Origin of the sequence: Dysgonomonas gadei ATCC BAA-286 (assembly GCF_000213555.1) — a bacterium.
In the GTDB taxonomy this organism is placed as follows: domain Bacteria; phylum Bacteroidota; class Bacteroidia; order Bacteroidales; family Dysgonomonadaceae; genus Dysgonomonas; species Dysgonomonas gadei.
Window position 1 is genome coordinate 733,813 of the sequence record NZ_GL891979.1, and the last position, 24,125, is coordinate 757,937.

General features: G+C 39.7%; 14 protein-coding genes and 1 riboswitch. Of the genes, 11 read left to right on the plus strand and 3 right to left on the minus strand.

Translation table 11 applies throughout. The features are described 5' to 3' along the window. Positions 1-385: 385 nt before the first annotated feature. The 8 genes from HMPREF9455_RS20590 (at position 386) to HMPREF9455_RS02770 (ending at position 14,959) form a co-directional block, all read left to right on the plus strand. The gene (locus tag HMPREF9455_RS20590; protein ID WP_006798053.1) at positions 386-2,395 is read left to right on the plus strand and encodes an FISUMP domain-containing protein; all 2,010 of its coding nucleotides are present in this window, start codon (positions 386-388) and stop codon (positions 2,393-2,395) included. A gap of 299 nt (positions 2,396-2,694) precedes the next feature. Then, a complete protein-coding gene (locus HMPREF9455_RS02740; RefSeq protein ID WP_006798054.1) occupies positions 2,695-3,882 on the plus strand; it encodes a DUF418 domain-containing protein in 1,188 nt (395 codons plus the stop codon). 162 nt (positions 3,883-4,044) lie between these two features. Next, positions 4,045-4,356, plus strand: a riboswitch (cobalamin riboswitch). A 150-nt stretch (positions 4,357-4,506) separates the two neighbouring features. Further along, positions 4,507-6,534 (plus strand): TonB-dependent receptor, encoded by a 2,028-nt coding sequence (locus tag HMPREF9455_RS02745; RefSeq protein WP_006798055.1) that lies wholly within the window; start codon positions 4,507-4,509, stop codon positions 6,532-6,534. Between the two features lie 25 nt (positions 6,535-6,559). After that, on the plus strand, positions 6,560-7,741 hold the full coding sequence (locus tag HMPREF9455_RS02750; RefSeq protein WP_006798056.1) for a DUF5074 domain-containing protein: 1,182 nt from the start codon (positions 6,560-6,562) through the stop codon (positions 7,739-7,741). Between the two features lie 19 nt (positions 7,742-7,760). Next, positions 7,761-9,461: a PKD-like domain-containing protein gene (locus HMPREF9455_RS02755; protein WP_006798057.1), complete on the plus strand. Its 1,701-nt coding sequence runs from the start codon at positions 7,761-7,763 to the stop codon at positions 9,459-9,461. Positions 9,462-9,476: 15 nt separating this feature from the next. After that, positions 9,477-11,576 carry a DUF5018 domain-containing protein gene (locus HMPREF9455_RS02760; RefSeq protein WP_006798058.1) on the plus strand — a complete coding sequence of 700 codons (2,100 nt, stop codon included), beginning with the start codon at positions 9,477-9,479 and terminating at the stop codon, positions 11,574-11,576. A gap of 26 nt (positions 11,577-11,602) precedes the next feature. Further along, positions 11,603-13,726: a DUF5018 domain-containing protein gene (locus tag HMPREF9455_RS02765; protein WP_006798059.1), complete on the plus strand. Its 2,124-nt coding sequence runs from the start codon at positions 11,603-11,605 to the stop codon at positions 13,724-13,726. Positions 13,727-13,987: 261 nt separating this feature from the next. Next, positions 13,988-14,959, plus strand: a complete 972-nt coding sequence (locus HMPREF9455_RS02770) for an arsenic resistance protein (RefSeq protein WP_006798060.1) — start codon at positions 13,988-13,990, stop codon at positions 14,957-14,959. A 116-nt stretch (positions 14,960-15,075) separates the two neighbouring features. Here the strand turns inward: HMPREF9455_RS02770 and HMPREF9455_RS02775 are convergent, their stop codons facing one another. Further along, a complete protein-coding gene (locus HMPREF9455_RS02775) occupies positions 15,076-17,628 on the minus strand; it encodes a tail fiber domain-containing protein (RefSeq protein WP_083820937.1) in 2,553 nt (850 codons plus the stop codon). Between the two features lie 716 nt (positions 17,629-18,344). Further along, the gene (locus HMPREF9455_RS02780; protein WP_006798063.1) at positions 18,345-19,211 is read right to left on the minus strand and encodes a helix-turn-helix domain-containing protein; all 867 of its coding nucleotides are present in this window, start codon (positions 19,209-19,211) and stop codon (positions 18,345-18,347) included. Between the two features lie 664 nt (positions 19,212-19,875). Between HMPREF9455_RS02780 and HMPREF9455_RS02785 the strand changes: the two genes are divergently transcribed. The 3 genes from HMPREF9455_RS02785 (at position 19,876) to HMPREF9455_RS02795 (ending at position 22,987) form a co-directional block, all read left to right on the plus strand. Then, on the plus strand, positions 19,876-20,760 hold the full coding sequence (locus tag HMPREF9455_RS02785; protein WP_006798064.1) for a helix-turn-helix domain-containing protein: 885 nt from the start codon (positions 19,876-19,878) through the stop codon (positions 20,758-20,760). Between the two features lie 837 nt (positions 20,761-21,597). Next, positions 21,598-22,014, plus strand: a complete 417-nt coding sequence (locus HMPREF9455_RS02790; RefSeq protein WP_006798065.1) for a hypothetical protein — start codon at positions 21,598-21,600, stop codon at positions 22,012-22,014. A gap of 88 nt (positions 22,015-22,102) precedes the next feature. Next, entirely contained in the window at positions 22,103-22,987 is an 885-nt protein-coding gene (locus HMPREF9455_RS02795; RefSeq protein ID WP_006798066.1) for an NAD(P)-dependent oxidoreductase, read from the plus strand. On the opposite strand, the gene HMPREF9455_RS02800 is transcribed toward HMPREF9455_RS02795, so the two are convergent. Further along, positions 22,970-23,758 (minus strand): aspartate dehydrogenase domain-containing protein, encoded by a 789-nt coding sequence (locus tag HMPREF9455_RS02800; protein ID WP_006798067.1) that lies wholly within the window; start codon positions 23,756-23,758, stop codon positions 22,970-22,972. The genes HMPREF9455_RS02795 and HMPREF9455_RS02800 overlap by 18 nt on opposite strands. Positions 23,759-24,125 lie beyond the last annotated feature (367 nt).

The window sequence follows — 24,125 nt, forward strand, 5'->3', positions numbered from 1 at the left end:
GCTTAATATATTGAATGATATCTATATTTATTGTATTCAATAATTTCTAATCTACTTCTAATCTACCTCTAATATTTATTTAATCCATATCTAAAAGACTTCTAATCTTAGAGAATTAATTTTGTAGCGAAATTGATCATGTGGAGATGAAATAATATTCACTCATATTTACCCGTTCTTTCAGCCCATATAACTTATAACAGAAAAACCGGGGATAATTTATCTATGATAGTTGAAAACAATTTTCAGTTGTCCACGGTTTAATATTTAATCTGTAAATCGGAATTAACGATTTAAACAGGAAGGAGACAATATATCTGCATGACGTTTTTTAATGTTTTTTTAGACTCACAATAATATTACACATAAACATTTATACAAAATTATGGATAAAATAAATCACCTGAATGTTAAACGCATTATCAATAAACATGCTTTCCTCATTGCCGTATGTTTATTTAGCGGGATTTACCAAGCGAAAGCCCAGGTAACTATAGGTAGCGGAAGCCCTCCCGCAGAAGGCGTATTGCTACAGCTAAAGGAAAATGATAACACAGGAGCTAACGCGACAAAAGGCATGATGTTGCCTCGCATGTACCTATCGGATAAAAACAATCTCTACCCGATGTTTGAAGACCAGAACAACAATGGACTGCCAAGCCCCGATTATGCCAGTATTCAGGATAAACGGAAACAAGACGAGTTGCATATCGGATTATATGTATACAATCTCAATCCGTGCAATCCGTTCGGGAGAGGGACTTATGTATGGAATGGACAAGAATGGATACCATTGGGCAAGACCTTTATCGAAGGTTATTCGACCTTAATGGCTTTACCCGATACACTGCACATCCCCAGCGGTATGGATAGCAGGTCGTGGACTGCTCAAACTATGAGTTTCGAGTATCTTTCCCAGACATCCCCGACTTGGGGAAATCTGGTTTCCAGTCCTTCGTACAATGGATTGGAATTTGCCGATCAGTCCACTCAGATATTGCCCAATAATCCGGCATCATGGTCAGTCAGTCCTGCGGTTTTTTCTATTCAACCCAACAAAATGACATCTTCGCTGGTTACGAAACTGCAGCCGTGGCATACCAGGCAGTCTTCGGTTACATTGTCTTTCGATCAGGCACCTTGTGGCGGCATCATAACCAAAAATGTTCTTTTAAATCAAACGAATTATGCTATTTCAGGAAGAATCCCCACCAGCAATAATAATACAACGGATGAAGAAGACATTCTGAATATGATCACAATCAGAAATACAAATCTGAATGGAACTGTAAAAGTATTGTCTAATGTACGCTGGCAGGCTTTTGTACAACCTTTGGGCGGAAATGTCTCCGAAATACTTAACAATTATACTCAAACTCCGCAGGGAATAAATCTGAGTGACGGGAATTTCGGCCCGGAAACATTTTTTACTTACAACGGAGCCTCCGGTGCTCCCGGTAGCCGTTTCAAATATGTAAAAGTTAATCTCAGAGATGTGGACAACCGGGCGTCTGACTTCGAAATAACTATTATGCAATGCGAAGGGAATGAAGACCTGACAAGTGTGACAGAGAACGCGACTCCGGCTCAGACTTCCGGTTCTTCGTCGGACTGGGGAGATAAAGTTGTCCGTCACCTTGAAAAACCGGGTATTTATGAAGAATTTTATTCAGCGGATTTCGGTTCGGCAGGCCGATGGATGGTAACAAACCTGGCAGCAGTGGATTATGATTCAGATGTTACCCCCAACGGATTTTCCAATATGACCGAAAGTCTGGCATCGACATTGACGGCGGGGCATTATGCTTATCCGGGAAATAGTTTGCAGGCATATCTGGATAATACGTACCTCGGGTTGCTTTACAATTTTGCAGGAGCAACAGCCGGACAAAAGACGGGACTGAATGTGGATGAGCCTAACAATCCTTCCCAAGCTAAAGTTCAGGGAGTTTGCCCTAACGGATGGCATTTGCCCAGCGATTATGAATGGACTCAACTCGAAAATGAAATAATCACTAACACTACAAAATATGCCCATGTATCTAAAAATATAATCGACAACGGCGGAAGTCTGGTACCTCCATCTGCTTCGGGAGGGAATTACAGAGGCAAACATGCTCCCGCCATGACTAATGCATGCGAAATATATCAGGGCAACGTAAAAGGTACATCGAAGAGTATCGCTGAAGGCGGGTTTGGAGCTTATTTTGCCGGAGAGATAGTGAATGCAGCGCCAAACGATTTCGGAGAAACCGCAGCTTACTGGAGCAGTAGCTTATATAACATGGACCAGGCATATTACCGGGTAATGTCTACCGGTATAGGGGATGCGGGAGTGGCAGCATTTGCAAATAGCCAGACTAATTATATGTCTGTGCGTTGTAAGAAAGGCTGAACGTTTTAATTATGTGAATAAGCCAAAGTACCGAAAGCGTGGAATAAAACCGTAATAAAATTTTTCACCGTTTTGCACCTTATTATAGTTTTAGCAATGCGTCCGGCTTTGGCTTGTTCTGTTTTGGTAGAATTGACCGCTTTTACTGACCATCACTGGGATGTACTTTAAAAGTAAAGTGCCCTTATTGGTCATATTTTATCGTTTATTGAATAGCAATTTTTAGAGGACATAAAAGGTTTGTGTTAAGTTTGCACGTCAAACAAAAGAATACGTTAACATTTTAAATTCTAAAAAGCATGCAATCTTCTACTACACTAACCAGTAATAATCGCATAGAAATAGCAGATGTATTACGTGGTTTTGCAGTAATGGGAATTACCCTTATCCATTTCATCGAACGGTTCAGTCTTAATAGCTTTCCGGAAGAAACCAGCAACTTTCTGATATTTACCGACAGAGTGATCTGGGACAGTATATTTTTTACCTTTTCGGGTAAAGCCTATTGTATTTTCGCATTGCTTTTCGGATTCAGTTTTTTTATTCAGGACAATTCACAAAAAGAAAAAGGGAAAGACTTTCGCGGACGGTTTGCATGGCGGCTGGTATTACTTTTTTTTATAGCCTGCATCAATTCTACTTTATTTCCCGGTGAAATATTAGTGCTTTATGCATTACTTGGTTATGTAATGATAGCGGTCTGCCGTCTTTCTACCCGTACTATTGCGGTGATAGCAGTTATCCTTCTACTGCAACCTCTTGAATGGGGACAAATAATTTATGCAGTCATCAATCCCGGATATGTAATTAACGCAGAATTTGATGGTCCGTACTGGGAGATAGTGAATACGGTACAGAAAGAAGGATCTTTCCTCGAAATGTGCAAAACTGCAATCTGGACAGGAAATATTGCGAATATGGGTTGGATGCTATTGCATGGAAGGGTTACCCAGACAGCCGCGTTATTTATGATAGGTATGCTGATCGGGCGTAGCAATGTGTTCATCTATTCGGAAAAAAACATGAAGTTATGGGCTAAAGTATTCATTGCAGTTACTCTGGCCTTTTTCCCTATATATGGTTTGATAGCTGTACTTCCCGACTTTATAGACAGGGAAGCACTACTTGTTCCTTCTATCCTTATACTCAAATCACTTTCTAATATCGCATTTACAGGAATACTGTTTGCCGGGGTAATCCTTATATATTATCTGACAAGGTTTAAACATGTCCTTCACCAGTTAGCTCCTTACGGACGCATGAGCCTGACAAATTACCTGTCGCAGTCTTTGATAGGAGGATTCCTGTTCTATAACTGGGGACTCGGGCTTTACCGGCATACAGGCATCACAACCTGTTTCTTAATGGGTATCGGGATGTTTCTTATTCAGTTCTTCTTCTGCCGCTGGTGGCTTCGTTCACATCGCCAGGGGCCATTGGAATGGTTATGGAAAAAGGCGACCTGGATTAAAATAGGAAAAGGATAATATTCCGTATTACTTCGTTTAGTACATAACCGTCAGGCTATTGATTTATAGTCTGACGGTTATTTTAATTGATGGATATCTGATTCAACAAATAAATCAGAAGCGAATGTTAATTATTGAAACTACTATTCACCGGGGTTCTTTATTTAAATAATATTAATATCTTTGCACTCAGATTTTGGTGTCATGCTTCCGTATCCTCGGAAAAATGATGAAAAGGGAATCAGGTGTAAGTCCTGAACAGACCCGCTGCTGTAAGCTCTATTCAGTAAACAGTTAACAGTCATCAGTTAACAATGTTTCTGAAAAAAGTCTTCGAACAATACCAAAAACCACTGATTGACAGTAATCAGTCATCAGTCAACCGTTATCAATCTTTTTGTTAACTGTTCACTGTTAACTGTTCACTGAATGTTGGGAAGGGCGTTCAAAGATGGAGTAAGTCAGAAGACCTGCCAAGATTGATTAGTTTAAAGCTTTCGGGAAATAAAGCTGAAGAACACTGATAAGGAATCAATCTTTTACGCTGGCGTTGTCTGACTTACTGTACTGATTTCCTGTTCACTCAATCTTCATACGACTTATTTTCAGTAAGCTATTTGATAATATTCTTATTAGCTTGAAATGTCATTTTCCAAGTCAAAGAAAAGGATTTTGATTATTATCCTATTAAACGTATGCTTGATTTCTTTTGCCCAGAACAAGCTGGATAGTATACAGTTGTTGAACGAAGTTGTTGTGTCCGCACGGGCTATTCAAACGGAAATTGTCCCCGTGCAAACCTTGTCCGGGACGCTCCTTGGGAATCTGAGCGCCCATTCCGTAGCCGATGCCATGAGATACTTCTCGGGCGTACAACTCAAAGACTACGGCGGTGTGGGAGGCCTGAAAACTGTAAATATCCGCAGTATGGGCAGCCAGCATGTCGGCGTATTCTACGACGGTATAGAAATAGGAAATCCGCAGAACGGCGTTGTCGATTTAGGCAGGTTTTCGCTGGACAATATGGAGGCGATATCCCTCTATAACGGACAGAAGAGCGCCATATTTCAGCCGGCTAAAGATTATGCGTCCGCGAGTTCCATCTATATGACTACAAAATCTCCGGAGTTCAGACAGGGTAGGAGATACGGCCTCAAAGCGGCATTCAAAACCGGAGCGTTCGACCTTGTTAATCCCTCCGTCCTGTGGCATCAGAAACTATCCGAAAATGTATCCGGTTCCCTCAATGCCGAATATATCCATTCTTCGGGCAGATATAAATTCAAGCGTGCGGTAGTAAATAATATGGATGACCGGGGCGGTTATGATACGACCGAAGTAAGAAAAAACGGAGATGTAGATGTTTTCCGTATCGAACATGCCCTGTTTGGCAAGATCAGAGACGGAGAATGGAAAACCCGTTCTTATTTCTATACATCCGAACGCGGCTATCCGGGAGCCGATATAAAAAAGCCCGACGTATACGCCCATGAAGACAGGCAGTGGGATAAGAATTTTTTCTTTCAATCTTCCCTCAAAAAGAACGTATCGGCGACATACAGTACATTGCTGTCCACCAAATATGCATATGACTATATTCACTACATAGCCGGCCCTTATCCCGGCCCCGAACTGAATAATAAATATATGCTCCATGAGGCCTATCTCTCGTCTGCCAATTTGTTCAATATATTACCTTTTTGGAGTGCCAATATTTCTGCCGATTTTATGTGGAATAAAATGAACTCCGATATGCGGGAATTTATTTACCCACAGCGTTATTCCGGATGGGTAGCTGCTGCAACATCACTCTGTTTCGACCGTTTCAGATTGCAGGCCAGCCTGTTGGCTTCTTACATCCATGACAATACCAAAGAAGAGAAAAAGGAGATACAGCGCGATTGGGATAAATATACCCCGGCTATCATTGTTTCGTGGCAACCGTTCGATGCCCATGATTTTCATCTGAGGGCCTTTTATAAAGACATTTTTCGTATGCCTACCTTCAGCGAGATGCATCTCGCATATATGGGCAGCTTATCTTCTTTTCTTAAGCCCGAATATACAAGGCAATACAATATCGGGATAACCTATTCACATCCCGTTAACCACGCTTTAAATATTGGAGGGCAGGTCGATGTCTATCATAACAGAATAACCGATAAGCTGGTTGCGATTCCCGGCGGAGTCAATTTCAGGTGGACGATGAAAAACATCGGGTTAGTAAAGATCAAAGGCATCGATGCCGCTTTATTCGGAGATATACAACATGGACGAAATCTATCTGTCGATATACGGTTAAATTATACATATCAGCAAGCTCAGGATTATTCCGATCCCGAAGAATCGGCTACCTACAAAGGACAAATAGCATATATACCGTGGCACAGCGGTTCTGCCATTATCGGCACAACATATAAGACTTGGTATTTCAATTACAGCTTTATATATACAGGAAAACGTTACGACGGAAGCGCCAATATCGTGGAGAACCGCATAAAGGAATGGTATACGCACGATCTTTCATTGAGTAAATCACTCAACTGGAAAGGAACGGATTTCCGGTTAACCGCTGAGGTTAACAATCTTTTCAATCAGCAATACGAAGTTGTGTTACGCTATCCTATGCCGGGAACAAATTTCAAATTCATACTAAATGTAATCCTATAGAAACCCAATTATAAACAATGCAAAAATGAGAAACATCAGATTATTTTTCCTGACTCCGATACTGGCGTTAGCTATGCTGGCTGGTATCTCTTCGTGCCGGAGCGATGATGATGACATCAAACCTCCTACCGAAACAGAAGTCACAGCCGGTGAAAAAGGTCCCGTCGAGGGCTTTTATTTATTGAATGAAGCGAATATGGGGAGCAATAAGTCATCCATTGATTATTTCGACTATGGGTCCGGAACATATTTCAAAAACATTTATCCTACAATAAACCCCACAGTGGTAAAAGAACTGGGAGATGTAGGCAACGATATCCAGATTTACGGTAATAAGTTATATGCTGTTATCAATGTTTCGGGATATGTGGAAGTTATGAACAAAATAACTGGAAGGCACGAAAATGAAATCGTGGTCAAAAACTGCCGGTATATTGTATTTGATAAAGGATACGCATATATCAGTTCCTATGATGCTGAAGTTAAAATAACACCTGATGCGCCGATTGGCTGTGTGGTAAAAGTCGACACCACTACAATGAAAGAGGTAGGACGGTGTATCGTAGGATATCAGCCCGAGGAAATGGTAATAAGGGATAACAAGCTATATGTGGCCAACTCTGGCGGTTATCGTGTGCCAAACTATGACAATACAGTTTCTGTCGTTGACCTGAATACATTCACGGAAACGAAAAAAATCATTGTAGGCATCAATCTCCACCGGATGGAGCTGGACAGTGACGACAACATATACGTCAGCTCGCGTGGAGACTATAAATACATCGGTTCCAATACCTATATCATTGGCAGGAACGACATGGTAATCAAGACACTGAACCTGCCATGCAGCAACATGACGGCAAGTGGAGATTCTATCTATATGTACAGTGTGGAATGGAGTCATATTACACAGAGCAATACTGTATCGTATGCCATTGTGAATACAAAGACACGCAATATCGTTTCGCGCAACTTTATCACGGATGGAACGGAAAAAAGGATAAAAGTGCCGTATGGATTGGCTATCAACCCGGAGACAAAGGAAATATTCGTCACCGATGCCAAGGACTATACAAGCCCCGGGACCCTCTATTGCTTTAGCCCTGATGGTAAGAAGAAATGGGACGTGATAACCGGCGATATACCCGCACATATCGTATTTACCAGAAAGAAATTGGAGAATGAAAATATTAAAAAACAAAACTAATTTATCAAATAATAACACTATGAGAAATTTAAAACATCTGATTTTTCTGTTTCTGTCAGTTTATTTGATTTGTTCGTTATCGTCCTGTTCGAGCGACGATGACAACAATGAACTGACAGGTGATCCCACGATTACATTCGGGATGGAGGAATACAAGGTAAAGATTGGCAGGGATCTTGCCATTCAGGCTAATGTGGAAAATGCTGTAAATCCAATGTATTCGTGGAAGCTGGAAGGCAGGATCATTTCTGTTGATCCGGAATTAATTTTTAATCAAAACGATGCAGGGGAGTATTTTGTAACTCTCAGGATAGACGCCGAAAATGGTACGGCGGAAAAGCAAATTAAAATATCCGTACAGGATAAATTGCCTCCCGAGATCAACGTGTCATCTTCCATTATAGCCTATTCGGGAAAGGATACGGAAATTTCAGCAGAAGTGCTTTATGCGGAAGATGCAACTTATGTATGGAGACTGGATGGTAAAATTGTCTCCGAAAGTAAAACATACGTTTTTAACCAAACAAAACTTGGGGCACAGACACTTTCCCTCAAAGTCAGCAATGACGACGGAACAGATATGCAGGTGATCACGGTCACCACACTGCCCGAACCTACTCCTGAACTATTCTTCGATAACGGCCATTATCGTGTCGCTTCAAATATAAATGAATTGCGGAAGATGACTGTTCCATTGGGCAAGTCCCTCGTATTGGCTCCTGTGATTTGCAATATCGAAAATCCTACAACATTCAAGTGGACGGTCGACGGCGCAACACAAAGTTCTACCACCGGATATTTTAAATTCACACCATCGGAAAAGGGTGTCTATCTGATCACTGTAACAGAGCAAAGTTCATCGGCAAAAGCAGAAGTACAGGTGACCTGTACCGAACCGGAAGGGACATATTTCCGCCCTGTGAAAACAGGCAATAAAGCTACTGCTGCTACTGTGTTCGACTATATACCTGCACCCGGTCAGTTTGTAAACTATCAGATCGGTTCCACAAAAGCAAAAGCGTTGCAGGATGCGCAAAACTGGTTGAATACAGGTAATACAAGTGGCTATATCCATATAGGGGCTTATGGCGGATACTGGATTGCAGGGTTTGACCATAGTGTAAAAAATGAAGAAGGAAAAGCCGACCTGCTTATAAAAGGAAACGCTTTTGCCGGATGGAGCGAACCGGGTATCGTCTGGGTGATGCAGGATGAAAACGGCAACGGACTTCCTGATGATACATGGTATGAACTGAAAGGCAGCGAAGCTGATAGTAAAGACACCAAATACCGCTACGCTATAACATACTACAAGCCGAATGCCAGTGGTTCCAATGTTCTTTGGACGGATAATATCGGCAGGTCCAATTCCGTAGATTACAATGGCTATCATTCACAGGCATATTACTTTCCGATGTTTATAGCCGAAGACTATTACACATTGGTGGGAACATGCCTTGCTGCAAACTTTTTTGTAGAAGGGGGTATTGAATATGCAAAAGACCTGCCTTGGGGATATGTGGACAACTATAATAGTGATAAGACCAAACCCATGAATGAATTCTGGATCGAAGACGCCATACAGGCCGATGGTTCACCTGCCAATCTGAAACACATAGATTTTGTGAAAGTACATACCGGAACGATCGGTAAAGGGGCTGCCGTGGGTGAAGTCTCGACCGAAGCCTGTGTCCCTGCTGATATGAATTTCAACAACTAACATATAAAAATGGTTATGAATATATTAAATAAGAGTTTTTACTTGCTGCTGTTAGCCGTTATAGGCTTGCTTTCTTCATGTAGTGATGAAGATGATCCATTTGCAGGAAAAGATAACTACATCGCTTCTTTCTCATTGAAACAAGGAGATAAAGAATTTAACGCGGTGATTTCCGATAATGTAATTACGGTGACAGCTCCCGAAGGAATCTCCCTGAATGGTGCTGCCGCCACGATAAAATTGAGTGAAAATGCCACTATTTACCCCGATCCTAAGTCTGTAACCGAATGGGATGATGAAATGCAGTTTGCCGTTACAGCCTACAACGGATCACAAATCAGGTATAAATATACTGTGGTGCGTTCAGATATTGGAATTGAAGGTTCTGTTGTGCTGGAAACACAAGCCGATGTGGATGCGTTTGGAGAAAAAGGTATTACTGCCATAAAAGGGAATCTGGTGATTGGCCGCACAATAGGCGCCGAATCAGACTCTATTTCTACACTGGCTCCTTTACTCCAGCTGAAAGAAATCGGTTATTCACTTATTATTCATCCTACCTTTTCGGGGAAAGACCTTACCGGGCTTGACAAACTTGAGAAAATAGGAGGGGAGATAAGAATTGATGGAGCAAGAAATCTTGAAAAAGTAAATTTTCCGGGCTTGAAAACAGCAGGCGGTATGTATATTAAAAATACATTGATAGGTCTTGCGGATTTTCCTGTATTGACATCTGTATCAGAGACTCTGACTCTAGATTGTCCGCTTGCCGGGATAAACTTTCCTAAACTGAAAATTGTAAAAGGGAAACTGTCTCTTAATACGGCCAACGGATCGAACGCGATGATGTCTAAAATTTCATTCCCGTCTTTGGAAGAAACCGCAGACTTGTCCTTTACCTATTTTAAAAGTACTAAAAAGGTTGATCTGCCGGAATTGAAAAAGGTTGGAGCTATGACCTTCAGCCAGCTTACCATGCTGTCTTTTATAAATGCACCTAAACTGGAGGTGGCAACAGGGGTTATAACCATTCCGTCGACTACATATCTGACAGAGGTCAGTTTCCCTGCCATGACTCAGGCAACAACACTGAGCATTGACAGTAAATATATAAAGGTACTTGATTTTCCCAAACTGAAAACCGTGTCGGACAGGCTGGCTATCACATATGCCCAGATTGAGGGAATCCTGGATTTCAAGGCATTGGAGAGGGTCGAAGGTGAATTATATCTGTACGATCTGCCACAGATGACAGCACTTAAACTTCCGGCCGGCATTAAATACATTGGCAGGTTAACTATCGGAACCAGAACCGCGACTCCTATCAAAGAAATCAATATTAAAGGTTTGAATATAGGCGAACTTAAAGTTTTAGGTAATTCTATTCAAGCCGATAAGATTATCGGAGATGATGTATTCAAAGGGACGTTGACTATCGCTTCAAGCGGAGCCTCGTATAATAACGGATATCCGGGTTTCCCTGCTCTTGAAGGATTTCACGAGGTGGATTCTCTATCTCTCGACGGATATGTGTCTTATATGGATACAGTGCATATACGCGGTATCAGGAAAATAAACAAAGGATTCCGGTTAGAGAACAACAATATCAAACGGTATTCAATGCCTGATATCGAAGAAGTAGGAGGAGATTTTTATTTTGCCCGTCTGGATCAGGGAGTTGATAAAATACTGGAATTTCCGAAACTGAAAAGGGTAGGAGGGTATTTCGACCTTAATGTAGGATCTGTCCAAACCCGTATATTACGTTTCCCATCTTTAGAGTCTGTTGGCGGAGATTTCAGATTAGGCACCGGATATAATGCGGACAGGAGTCTGGAGGATGTACAGTTCCCTGTATTGAAAAGTATCGGTGGAGCGATGATCCTGAACGGATATAGCAGTAGTTATAAAAATCAACTGCTGAAAAATCTGGATGGCTTTGCCAGTCTCGAGAAGGCTCAGTCGATAGAGATAACTAACCAGATGGCAATCGAATCATACAACGGCCTGAAAAAAGTTTTTAGCTCACTAACCAATTCCGGCTGGAAAACATCGGGGAATAACTATAATCCTACTTATGAGGATTTGCAGGCAGGTAAATGGGTAAAACCTTAATTACAATAAAGTAAAAATCAACAGATATGAATATAAATAAAACAGGAATTATTTTGCTCTCATTGCTGGGAATGCTCTCCTTTTCCGCCTGTAGCAATGATGACAGTGACTTCGACGGAGGAGATAGCTATATAACCGCATTCCGCTTGAAACAGGGAGATGTGACATTGAATGCTTCGATTTCACAAAATACAATTGTGGTTACCGCGCCCGAAAATTTATTGTTGTCAGGTGCTACGGCTAATGTATTATTAAGTGAAAACGCAAAGATGGAACCTGATCCGGCTACCATTACCGATTGGGATACAGACCAGTCTTTTGTGGTTACTGCTTATAACGGTACAAAGAGTACATACAACTACCATGTGGAGCGTAATGTCGTTTCCAGAGAGGGGGATGTTATACTTCTGACACAGGCCGAAGTAGATGAGTTTGCAACGCTCGGGCTTGCCCGTATCAATGGAAGCCTGACTATCGGTGCTGCTACCGGAGCGGATTCGGTATACAGTCTTAAACCTTTAGCCGGATTAAGAACAATTGATTTCAACCTCATTATAAATCCTACATTTGCCGGAAACAGCTTAGAAGGGTTGGAAAATCTGGAAAGGGTAGGATCGCTTCAAATAGGACAGGTAAAAGGTTTGAAAACGGTAGATTTTGCCAAACTAGGATCAATTATGACCAATCTGGTAATAAATGGCGCTAACATCAGATCGGCAAAATTTCCCGAATTGAAAAATATTGACAGAGCGTTACAGATACAGAATACAGACTCTTTGGTTGAGATGTCGTTTCCCAAGTTACAGAATATCGTGGAAAACATGACAATTCAGGGTTCGTGGAATATGAATAAACTGGCAGCGGTTGATTTTCCAAAACTGGAGAAAATCGGAGGCAATTTGAACATAACGCAATGGAAAGAAGCGAAGTCGGTGAACTTCCCTGTACTAAAAAATGTGACGACACTCAGTATAACATCTCTTTCTAAAATGGAATCGTTGGCACTCCCCCAGTTGGGTTCCCTGCCGGGTGACGTAACTATTTCAGCATGTGACCTTCTTGTAAATGTGGATATAACATCGTTAAAAACAATATCGGGTAATCTTAGGCTGGAAAATGTCAATATTGAAGACCTGAAGGGACTGAAATCATTAGAATCCGTTGGTAAAGAATTATTTATATCCAATATGCCAAAACTGAAGAGTACCAAAGATATGAAATCTTTAAAATCGGTAGGAGGAAGGATATACATTTCAAGCTGGCCTATACTGGAAGATAATATTGACGGACTGTCGCTGCTGAACAGTGTGGGAGGAGATATTATAATTTCCCAGGTTTCATTTAAGAAGTTTTCCGGATTTTCATTGTCCCGGGCTAATAAAATATCACTGTATGGAAACAACCTGACTTCCATCACAGAAGTAGACCTTCGCAATATAAATATGAACGGTCTGGAGTTATACAATATAACTACCCCTTTCACACTGAAAGGTAAAGATATCTGTGGATATGATGTTACATGGGGTAATTGCAATATTAAGAGTCTGGAAGGATTTAAAGAACTAAAGAGCTTGAATTTTACTACCGATATGAACACAATGGCTGAGGCAACCATAAGCGTGGAAAAGATACAGGGAAATCTGAGTCTCAGTACTTATGGCCTTGATAAAGTAAGTCTGCCGAATCTGAAAGAAGTGGGAGGGATGTTCTATCTGTCTTCGGCTCCTAAGGCTATAGAATTGCCCCTCTTGAAGAAAACAGGTACAGCGAATATCGATGCTTCTTCGATGCAGAAATTTAGTATGCCTGTTTTGGAAACGATAGATGGAGATTGCGCTATAACTAGCGGCGGATATAATTCCGATAATCTGTCGGAAATAGATATGCCAAAACTTACAACGGTAAATGGCTCACTGAATATATCGGGCTATAGTTCCTATTATGGAAATTCGAAACTTACAAATCTGAATGGTTTCCGGGTATTGAAGAATGTAAAAGAGATTACGGTTTCTTACAACTCTTCACTTTCCGATTTTTCGGGATTGAAAAATATACTTTCTTCAGTAACAGCAAGCAGTTGGAATGTATTCAATAATGCTTACAATCCGACTTATCAGGATATGTTGGACGGTAAATATAAAGAGCAATGAAAATCAACAACACTACTTATTCTAGTTGATTAATTAGTTAATTGCACATTTGAGAAGTGGAGATGGGGCTGTTGTGAAACAGTCCCATTTTTTTTATATAATAACTTTATTTTGTTGATAAATATACATTTACGCCATTTTTACGGAAAGCCTGCCTGCCTTTTATTAAGTAATTCAACTTAAGTATTCACCATTTATAGGTATTGGATGTTTTTACGAATAAATATACTTTTGTAAGTTCTGTACAATGACAAAAATTACATGATAAGTAAACATACACTTGAAAAAAAGCAAATAAGTATTTATATAATAACGCTGTTTATCAGTGTTATTGTAGGATTGACATGGGATCAGTCCAATATACTTGAGCATGCCATTGAGCCGGTAATAGGAGTATTGCTTTACAGTATGTTTTGCCAGATTCCTTTTTTAGAACTGAAACAGGCATTGAAGAAACGCTCATTTTTCGCAGCTCTTTTATTTGGGAATTTTATACTGATCCCAATACTTATATGGCTTTTGATAAACATTTTTTCGATAAGTCCGGTAATCAGTATTGGAGTTCTTCTTGTTTTATTAACGCCGTGTATTGATTATGTGATTGTCTTCTCCCATTTGGGAAAAGGAGATTCCAAATCGGTTTTGGCTTCCACTCCTCTGCTGTTTATTTTTCAAATGGTATTATTGCCTTTATACTTATGGATTTTTCTTGGAAAAGAAACTATCAGTATAATAGAGATTACTCCGTTTATAAAAGCTTTTTTTTATTTAATTATTATTCCGTTTGTACTTTCAATTATAACGCAGCTAATCTCAAAATCGAATAATAAACAGGGAAAAAATATATTGAACTTTTCGGGTTGGCTCCCGGTTCCGTTTATGGCTTTGACATTTTTCGTTGTTATTGCTTCTCAGATTTGGGTATTGCGTGAAAATCCGGTTTCGATATTAACTGTTTTACCTATCTATATAACATTTGCTCTTATCGCTCCTTTAATAGGAAAACTGTCGGCTAAGATATTTAAAGTAGATACGTATGGTTCACGGGCTGTTTCTTTCTCTACCAGTACAAGAAATTCTTTAGTCGTTTTGCCTCTTGCATTATCTTTACCTGCACCGGAAAATCAGATAGTCGCCGTAGTCATTGTAACACAAACTATCGTAGAAATCTTATTCGAACTGATTTATATCAAAGTGATTCCAATCATGACGAAATGTAAATCGAAAGAATAAAAAATAATGTGCATAAGAAATACTTATAATATTTCTTATGCACATATATTGTTTATACCTTATTTTTCCACTAAATGGTGCGTATACTTAATATATATATACAACACAATGGGAAATTATTCTTTATTTTCTAATGCCTCTACGCGTCTTAGCAGCGCGTCGATAGCTTGCTGTTGTTTATCTATTGTCTGTTTTTGGGTTTCGATAGTGACTTGCTGTTCCTGGATAGCTTTAGTTAATACTGGTATCAGCTCGGTAGAAGTTATCCCCAGTGTATCGCCTTGTGTAGGCACTACCAGGCTATAGCCTGACATGTTTTCTTCAGCCATCACCTGTTGCAGATCCTGTGCAATGAACCCGAGCGATTTCTTACCGTTACCTGTGTTGTAGATATACTCTACCGGTTTCAGTTTCTTAATGAAATCTAAGCCTTGTCCTATTGGTTTGATGTCGTGCTTCAGGCGACGGTCGGAAGTAACAGTCCAGCTGCCGCTGCCATTTGATAGCAAATTACCAATCCTGATTGTTGAATGGTTGGAAGCTCCCATGGCTATTTCGTTAGTAGCGGTAGGAGAGGATGCTTTTGTGCCACTTCCTATTATTATATTGCTGTTTCCTGTTGTTATGTTATTACCTGCATTATCACCAATGGCTATATTATCCCTGCCTGAGGTGATAGCTGATAAAGCATAGGTGCCTACGGCTATATTACGATATCCGGTTGTAATGCCTAACATGCTACTCCATCCTAATGCTGTATTGCTGTAACTGTCAACGTTATTAGCCATAGAATTGTCTCCAATTGCAGTATTATATGATGATTCGCCGGTTCCTAAAGCATTGTTGCCGACAGCTGTACTACCGTTTCCGCCTGTACTTTGGGATAGAGCGCGATAACCTACTGCTGTGTTTTCCTTCGAGCTGTTATTACTCTGCAGGGCGTAATAACCAATAGCTACATTGTTGGCTCCTGAGGTATTGGTATATAGGGCATTACTTCCCACGGCTGTATTGTAACTGGAGGTGTTATTTACCAGGGCATAATAACCAATAGCTGTGTTGCCGTTCCCGCCGGTACTGGCAGACATCGCATTACTACCCAGAGCTGTATTCATTGCGCCGGCTTGCATGACTGTCATAGCGTTAGAGCCGATAGCTGTATTATTGCTATTTGAGTAGTTTCTGAACAATGCTTTTTCTCCCATAGCTGTATTACCGGTTCCTGTACCATTGTAAAACATGGCTGCATAGCCAACAGCTGTGCTGCCGTTTGTATTGTTATTATATAAAGCACTGTCTCCAACAGCTGTATTCCGGTTTCCTGTATTGTTGAAATACAAAGCGTCGTTACCAATAGCCGTATTGCTGCCTGCAGTGGTGTGTCTGAGAGCCGAATTACCCACAGCTGTGTTAGCCTTCCCTGCCATGTTCTCTGATAAAGCATTGGTACCGACGGCCGTATTGTACCCTCCGGTAGTATTACTGCGCAGAGCAATAGTACCTATAGCTGTGTTGCTACCTCCTGTCAGATTATTTGCTAAAGCATTGGAGCCCACAGCTGTATTGGCAGATGCAGAGGTGTTTGCGGTCAGAGCTTTCTCGCCGACAGCTGTATTGAGATTACCACCACTCGTGCTGGCTAATGCCCGGTTGCCAATAGCTGTATTGCCACTGGCAACAACATTGTTTGCCAAAGCATTGTCACCTACAGCTGTATTGCCTATTCCTACTTGGTTTCTTAATAAGGCACTATCACCAATGGCAACATTGCTATGACCTGAGCTTATGGCGAACAGGGCTTTATTACCTATAGCAGTATTGTAACTTGCCGAAGAAGAGTTGTGCAATGTACTGTCACCTACAGCAATATTGTTATGTCCGGTGGTATTGGTTCGCAAAGCGCGAAATCCCACAACGGTATTACTATACCCGGTGGTATTAGATACCAGGGCTGTGGCACCAATAGCGATATTGTTGGACCCTGTGGTGTTTGTTCTCAGCGTGCTGGCGCCGATAGCTACATTGTTGCTTCCGCTAGTGTTGGATAATAAAGTGCTATTACCGAATGCATCATTATTTATTCCGGTATTGTTGCTTCCCGGATTTAATGCTTCATATCCGATCGAAGTACCTCTGCCGGTAGAGGAAATATAACCCGCACGGGTGTTGTTTACCCTGAAAACTAATGGTTGATTGTCCGTTGTTCCCAGAAAATTCACAGCAGGGTTTGTTCCGGCATTCCCCTCAATACTCCAGTATTCATCTTCTGTACCTCCTCTTGGAGTGGCAGTAAGGTCCCACTGAAGGCCGTCCCATGTGTAAGTTCCGGCAGTAGTAAAGCCTCCCTGACCAACAGTAAGGCTATATACAGTAAGACCTATCAGCTTTAGTTTCAGTGTTGCAAGGTTGGGGTCGTCATCTTTTACAAAAGGGCTGAGTTTGCTTATATCTGTCAGATATACACGTGGCAGCAGCAATCCACCGCCAGTGCCGTCTGCTGTTCCGGTAGTAGCTCCGCCATTTGTTGAAGCGTCATCACTTTTCAGGTCGAGCAGGGCACCTTGCGTCGGTTCTTTATCTGCACCGATGGTTACTTGCGCATTAATTGTCACAGACAAGCCTACCATGAAGACAAGCATTGTTACTACTTTTTTTAGTCTTAGTTTCATAATTCGTTTGTTAAAGCATTTGTTTTAGTTACATTAATTTTTTGTAACTCTACAAAATGTAATTATTGTACCATACTCCTTTTATATTCGAATATGGATGTAAGTCTGTGATAAGGTTGGAGATCCTGTTAATACATTTTTGTGTACATAATTTATTTCGGTATTGTTGTCATTTACCGAATTTGTAATCTATTGTCTGTCGTTTTGTTAAAAAAAGCTTTATTCGTTGCCTTCATTGTCTTTTAGTCTGTTCAGTGTGCTATCCTAGCTATTCTGATTCCAACCATGTTGCCCTTTTGCAGGATCTTTTGTTTAAAAAATGGATTCTCCTTAGGCCGCCATTGTTGGCTAAATGTTGTGTGACTACATTATATGTCTCTATTGAGGCATATCTGATAATCAGATTTTCAGTCGATAAATTTGGATTGAAAATACTGTATTTCAGTCTTATTTTCATTGCTATAATTTGCATTCTATTTGAGGCCGCAAGTTATTCCTAATATTTTAGATAGATTTTATAGATTTTCGCCATTATCTTTAACATTTTCTCCTCACCACATGAAAAAATGGGGAACATTCCGAGTGTTAAAAAGAAAAACGTCAACAAATCAGAAGAGTGGTCTGCTATTTTGTACATACATATATTTATTATATATATAATGAATTGTGAAAATAAGGGAGAGTGGATATCGTCTTCTTCGACGAAAGGATATTTATTAGTAATTGGTTTGAGAATCTATAAATTTTCCATATTTTCTGATATTTGAAGGAGTGGCTCCCAAATAAGTCTTACAGAAATTAGTAAAATGAGAGATACTGGAAAAGCCGAATTCGTCACAAATCTCTTTGAAGCTTTGTTTATCGAGCTGTATTTCATAGTAGATTTTTTCTGCTTTATTCCGAAGCATCCATTTATACGGGGAAACGCCGAATACACGCTTAAAGTGCTTTTCGAAACCGGAGACCGAATAATGGAGAGCCTGAGCAAGCTCGCTTACCGATCTATAGTTATGGCCATAATGAGTAACATAGGAAGAGAAGCCGGAATCGGAATGTAGTGCTCTGCTAAAAAATTGAGCAAGGTTATCCTGAGGATAAAATGCACGCATCAGAAAGAATAATTCTGCGATTTTGTGTTGAAAAAAGCTCCTGCAACATATACCCTGATCAATACAATTCTGTACAAATCCTACAAATAGCTTAATTTGGGGACTTGTTACCAACAAATATAAACATTGCCTGTTTTTACAACATTCGTCCAGGTTCTTCTTTATCAAATCCATAATACGCAAACAATTACAAAATAAAATAGGATCATGTATACGGACAATAAGTAATGTTGAATTTTCGAGGATATGAGCTAAGTAGTGACAATCTAAAGGGAGATATATAATATCATCTGCTTTTATTACCGTATTAACAGATATGTCTATTGACATATCGATTTTGCCTACAATAACAAAGACCATTATATCTTCCGTCGATATGTCTTTAATTATATTTCCCTGATCTAGTTTTAAGATTTCAAAAGTAGGATCCTTTTTTTCAGCCATAGGACAATTAGTATCACAGAAAGTATTCATAATTTATATTCTTAATGATTAAACGCTCTAAGAATCTTCCAGGTAATTATATCTCCTATGCGCCCGAACAAAGATTTTGAGAAAGTCCGGGAGAATTAATCTTAAATAAGATATTTCCTACATGAATATAAATATGATGACTAAATATTCTTGTAATATTTATCTAATCGAAGCCATTAGAAATATATAAACAGTAAACTATGATGATAATATTTGTTGCTTAATGTAATGTGGAGAAAATGATAAGAGTGTATCTCAAATCACTGTTTTTTTGTACTTCATACCGTCTATTAAGAAAACATATATCTGCCTGATTTTGTTCTCGATAATCAAATAAAATATTATTGAGGCTATCCGGGCCGGCTGAAAATGTTTACCACAGGAATATATGTCTCTTTGGCCCAATAATGTCTATGTCGAGGATGATATACATCAAATTGGAAGAAAAATAAAAGAAAATGGAGGAAATATGTAAAAAATAATTTGATTCAAATCTCTACTTTTGTGCCGAATACAAATTCTTACAAGAAATAGCTATTCTTATTTATACCTCTATTTTTCATTTAAACTTATTGATTATTTTTTACAAGAAATCAATAGAACTTAATCCTATATTAATAATATAGTTGTTCTATAGCTTTTTGTTTTTATTATCTAAATTTATATGAGCGAATTATATTGTTCGGATAAATTATCATGTCCTTATAAAGAAAAAGGCCGTCATTCTGCTATTCAGCTACTGGTATTGAACCAGAATGATAAGATAGATAACAATTCACTGAATGATAAGATGGTTTTTCTTATAAAAGGAAAAATTTCTTTATCATTCGCGAGTCATACAGAGTCTATTATTGAAGAAAATAAAGCTGTGTACCTGCCGGTAAATCAACATTACTCATTAAATGCATTAGAATACTCTACCTTGTTGATCATACGGCTTCAGGAGCAAATTACATTTTGCAACTGTATGAGTATCGAAGACCTTGCGCGTTATTTCGAAAACGAAAGCCATCAAAGCCTGGACGATTTATATCTTTTAGATCTGAATATAGAAATAAAGCAATATGTTGAGTTTGTACTTGCGTGTTTCGATCAGGGCATATATTGCGGCATATTTTACCGGAATAAAGTAAAGGAATTGTTCTTTTTGCTACGTGCCTTTTATTCTCAGAAAGATTTATCTCTGTTTTTCCGTCAGGCACTTAGTGCCGATTCCTTATTCTCTTCTTATGTTATGCGTAACAGTCATAATTATAAATCGGTAAGCGAACTCGCTCAGGCTCTTAATTATTCGGTCTCCGGTTTCGAAAAGCATTTCAAGCGCGTATTCGGCGTTTCCCCGTATAAATGGATGCTCCACAGCAAAGCGGATAAAATTTATTATGAAATACGACACGAAAGACGTAGTTTCAAAGAGATTTGTGACGAATTCGGCTTCTCCAGTATCTCCCATTTTACTAATTTCTGTAAGACTTATTTGGGTGGTACTCCTTCCAATATCAGGAAATACGGGAAAATGTGGGAAAGCGGATGTGAATCGAATCTCTAGAGTAATTAGCAGATAAAATCATTGATTACCTATATCTTACCTATGTACGATTATTTGTTATATTATGGTGGATATATGTAAAGGTAGTTTTATATCATACATATAACTTTGCAGTTGAAATAATTTAGAGGTACAGGCTAAGAATTGACTTTTTGTCTGAGAGTAATTAACAACAGAAATATATAGGAGATAATAAAATAAAGAAACAGTAAATCATAGTCTGTCTACAGGCCGCTGACGATATATGAATCGATCATATTTTTCGAAAATGCTGTTTTCTCATTATTGTGTTCTGATATTTCGTTTATCTATACAAATAATATTAAACAGTTCTGTACCCCAACATACACAATACATTACAAAAGTGAATAAAACCGGAAACAAACGACAAAACGGGATTAATTAAATAATATCTATACAGAACTGAATATATGAGAACAAAAATATATATTGAGGAAATACTATCTCGTAGCAATAGAACATTAGGATCATCATATTCTTTATCGCTGGAAGTCAGAGACGGATATCTTTTGAATAACAAGTTTTGTAAGTATCCGGATATTCTTAAAGAATACGATATCCCCGATAATATTATTCCTTTTTCCGCATCTCAATTGTCTTTTTCTTACATTACGTCTTTTATAAATATTTATATGCGGAAATTTTTTGTCTTTTATGGGTTGCTTTGTCTGCGACAGCTAGGGTAGCCCAATTTTTTTTTTATAGACAACAAACAGAATGATAAAATATACATTAATACAAATGTCGTTCAAATCCCTAAACCGGATAAACAACAAGTCTATATAAGTTGATATTATTAATATCTCAAACTAAAAAATGGAAACAAGAAAATATTGCAGAACAATGTTGAGCCTTATTACAGGTTTGTTACTGACCGTAATGGCATATTCCCAATCAGGTTCTCCGGCTGTTGAAGAAAAGAATAAAACAGTAAACGAAGAAACTGTAAATACAATATCACGGCCAAAAGAAGAACCGAAACCTATGTCGATTTACGGAGGGTTGATCTTATATAAGGTAGAACTGGAATCCCGCACTAGCTTGTCTCCTTATGCACAAGAAAATACACCAGATTATAAAGATAAGAAAGAAAATCTGGTAGGACTCATGGTCTTTAACAAAGATAAAAACAAACAGGATGGAGTAAACGCTGCAATGCCTGATGGAGTTTATGTATGGGACGGAGAACAGTGGTTGAGTATAAGCCTGCCTCTGGTAGCTAAAGCTAAATAGAATAGAGGATAAGTCTGTAACATTGGATTTATAGAGTTTGACCTCACAAGTTCTTTTACTATCTTTATTGTTTTTAATTTTTAAAGATATGTTCAAGAAACTTGTAGCCATAGAGCCGGTGGGCCTGATCCCGTCAGCAGAGATGGCATTGCATTCTTTTGCGAGGGTAGTTGTTTTGCATCAGGATATACCCGTCGACGATAATGAGATAATTGCGCGTATAGGCAGTGCGGATGCCGTGCTGCTGAGCTATACCTCCCGGATTAACCGCTATGTATTAGAAAGATGCCCCGGTATTAAATATATAGGAATGTGCTGTTCCCTGTATTCTCCCGAAAGTGCCAATGTAGATATCCGTTATGCTAACGAACGGGGTATAGCCGTAACAGGTATACGGGATTATGGCGACGAAGGCGTCGTAGAATATGTAATCAGTGAACTTGTGCGCTGCCTACACGGATTTGGTCAGGAGCCATGGGACGGAATGCCTCGCGAAATTACGGGATTGAAGGCGGGGATTATAGGATTGGGAAAATCCGGTGGTATGATAGCCGATGCACTGAGCTTTTTCGGTGCGGACATAGCTTACTTCGCCCGTAAGGAAAAAGACGATGCAAAAGCCAAAGGTTATCAATTCTTGCCTTTGCAGGAACTTCTTTCGCACAGTGAAGTCGTATGCTGCTGTCTCAATAAAAACACAATTTTATTACACGAAGCAGAATTTAAACAATTAGGGAATAAGAAGATACTTTTCAATACAGGCTTATCTCCGGCTTGGGACGAAACTGCATTTACCGGATGGCTGGAAGGAGACAACCTCTGCTTTTGTGATACAGTAGGGGCATTGGGAGGAAAACATTTGATTGGCCATCCACATATCCGTTGTATGCAAGTCTCTACCGGCCGCACACGTCAGGCTTTTGACCGCCTGAGCGAAAAAGTCTTGAAGAATTTATCAGAATACAATAGGTGAAACGATATTGATCAGAGTACTCACTACCGACCAACCTGCAATTTCGGAGGTAGCACTATATACATCTACTACGGCATGTACCTGATCATTTTTTATTTCAACCCGTTGGGTATCACCTCTAAATCCCGGAGTAGATTGCATGGTTACATGCATTTTTTCAGGACCTACAGATGCCAGTGAAGCCGCAACTGATACATTTAGCCCGGTTGGGAATACGCCGATAGCTTCTCTTGCCGTTCCGGAAAAGACAACACGCTGTTCGGTTTCCAAAGACGGATCGTAGACAGGTGACCGTCTCAGGGCATTAACGCCTTTCTCATTGAAGAACCGGGCGGATGCATTTCCCATCAGGGTAGCAGTTCGCAAAACATCGAAACCTCCTGTAGCTCCGGAAGCAATGTATATACGTGTGCCATTTGCTTTTGCTGTTTCCATCACCTCCTTATAAAAAGCGGTATCGGCAAAAGCTCCTATAGACAAAGTGATAATAGATGTGCCGTTTTTTAATGTAGGCAGGGCCAGTTCTTTCATGGCAGCAGGGGATGCTGCTTCCACCAGATAATCGGGTTTCAGAGTCAGCAAATCTTCCAGTGTCGTGCATGCAGAGCATGGTTTACCATGTTTATGCATTTTTTTTGCAATCCGTCCTGCTTTTGACGCAGTACGCGAATAAACTCCAGTTAAATCATATTCAGGCAGTAAGCCGTTAATAAGTGCATCTGTTACAATTTCGGCAAGATACCCACATCCCACAATCGCTAATTTTTTCATGTGGGTAAAGATACCTCTTAAAAATATGATTTCCTAAATGTTTCTGCCCGATTGGCTGTCTTGTGTATCATTCAATGAGACAAACACTCTGAAAGGAGAGAATAACGAATAGAATTACTATATTATGCCAATCAGTAGTTCAAGTAATTATTGTAGTATAAAATTGTTGGATTTCTCTAACGCGCCGTCCGGCTTGTTTTTCATTTTGCCTTGATGCAAAACGAAACAAAAAATCAAGGCTGCATCCCTCCGGCGACCCAAAACCGCAGCTCCGGTGGGGCAAAATAATACGGAGTCATCTTTTACCGGATTATCAGCCGTGTACAGCAGCTACCCTATTTTGCCCTACACCTCCGCTTTACGGATT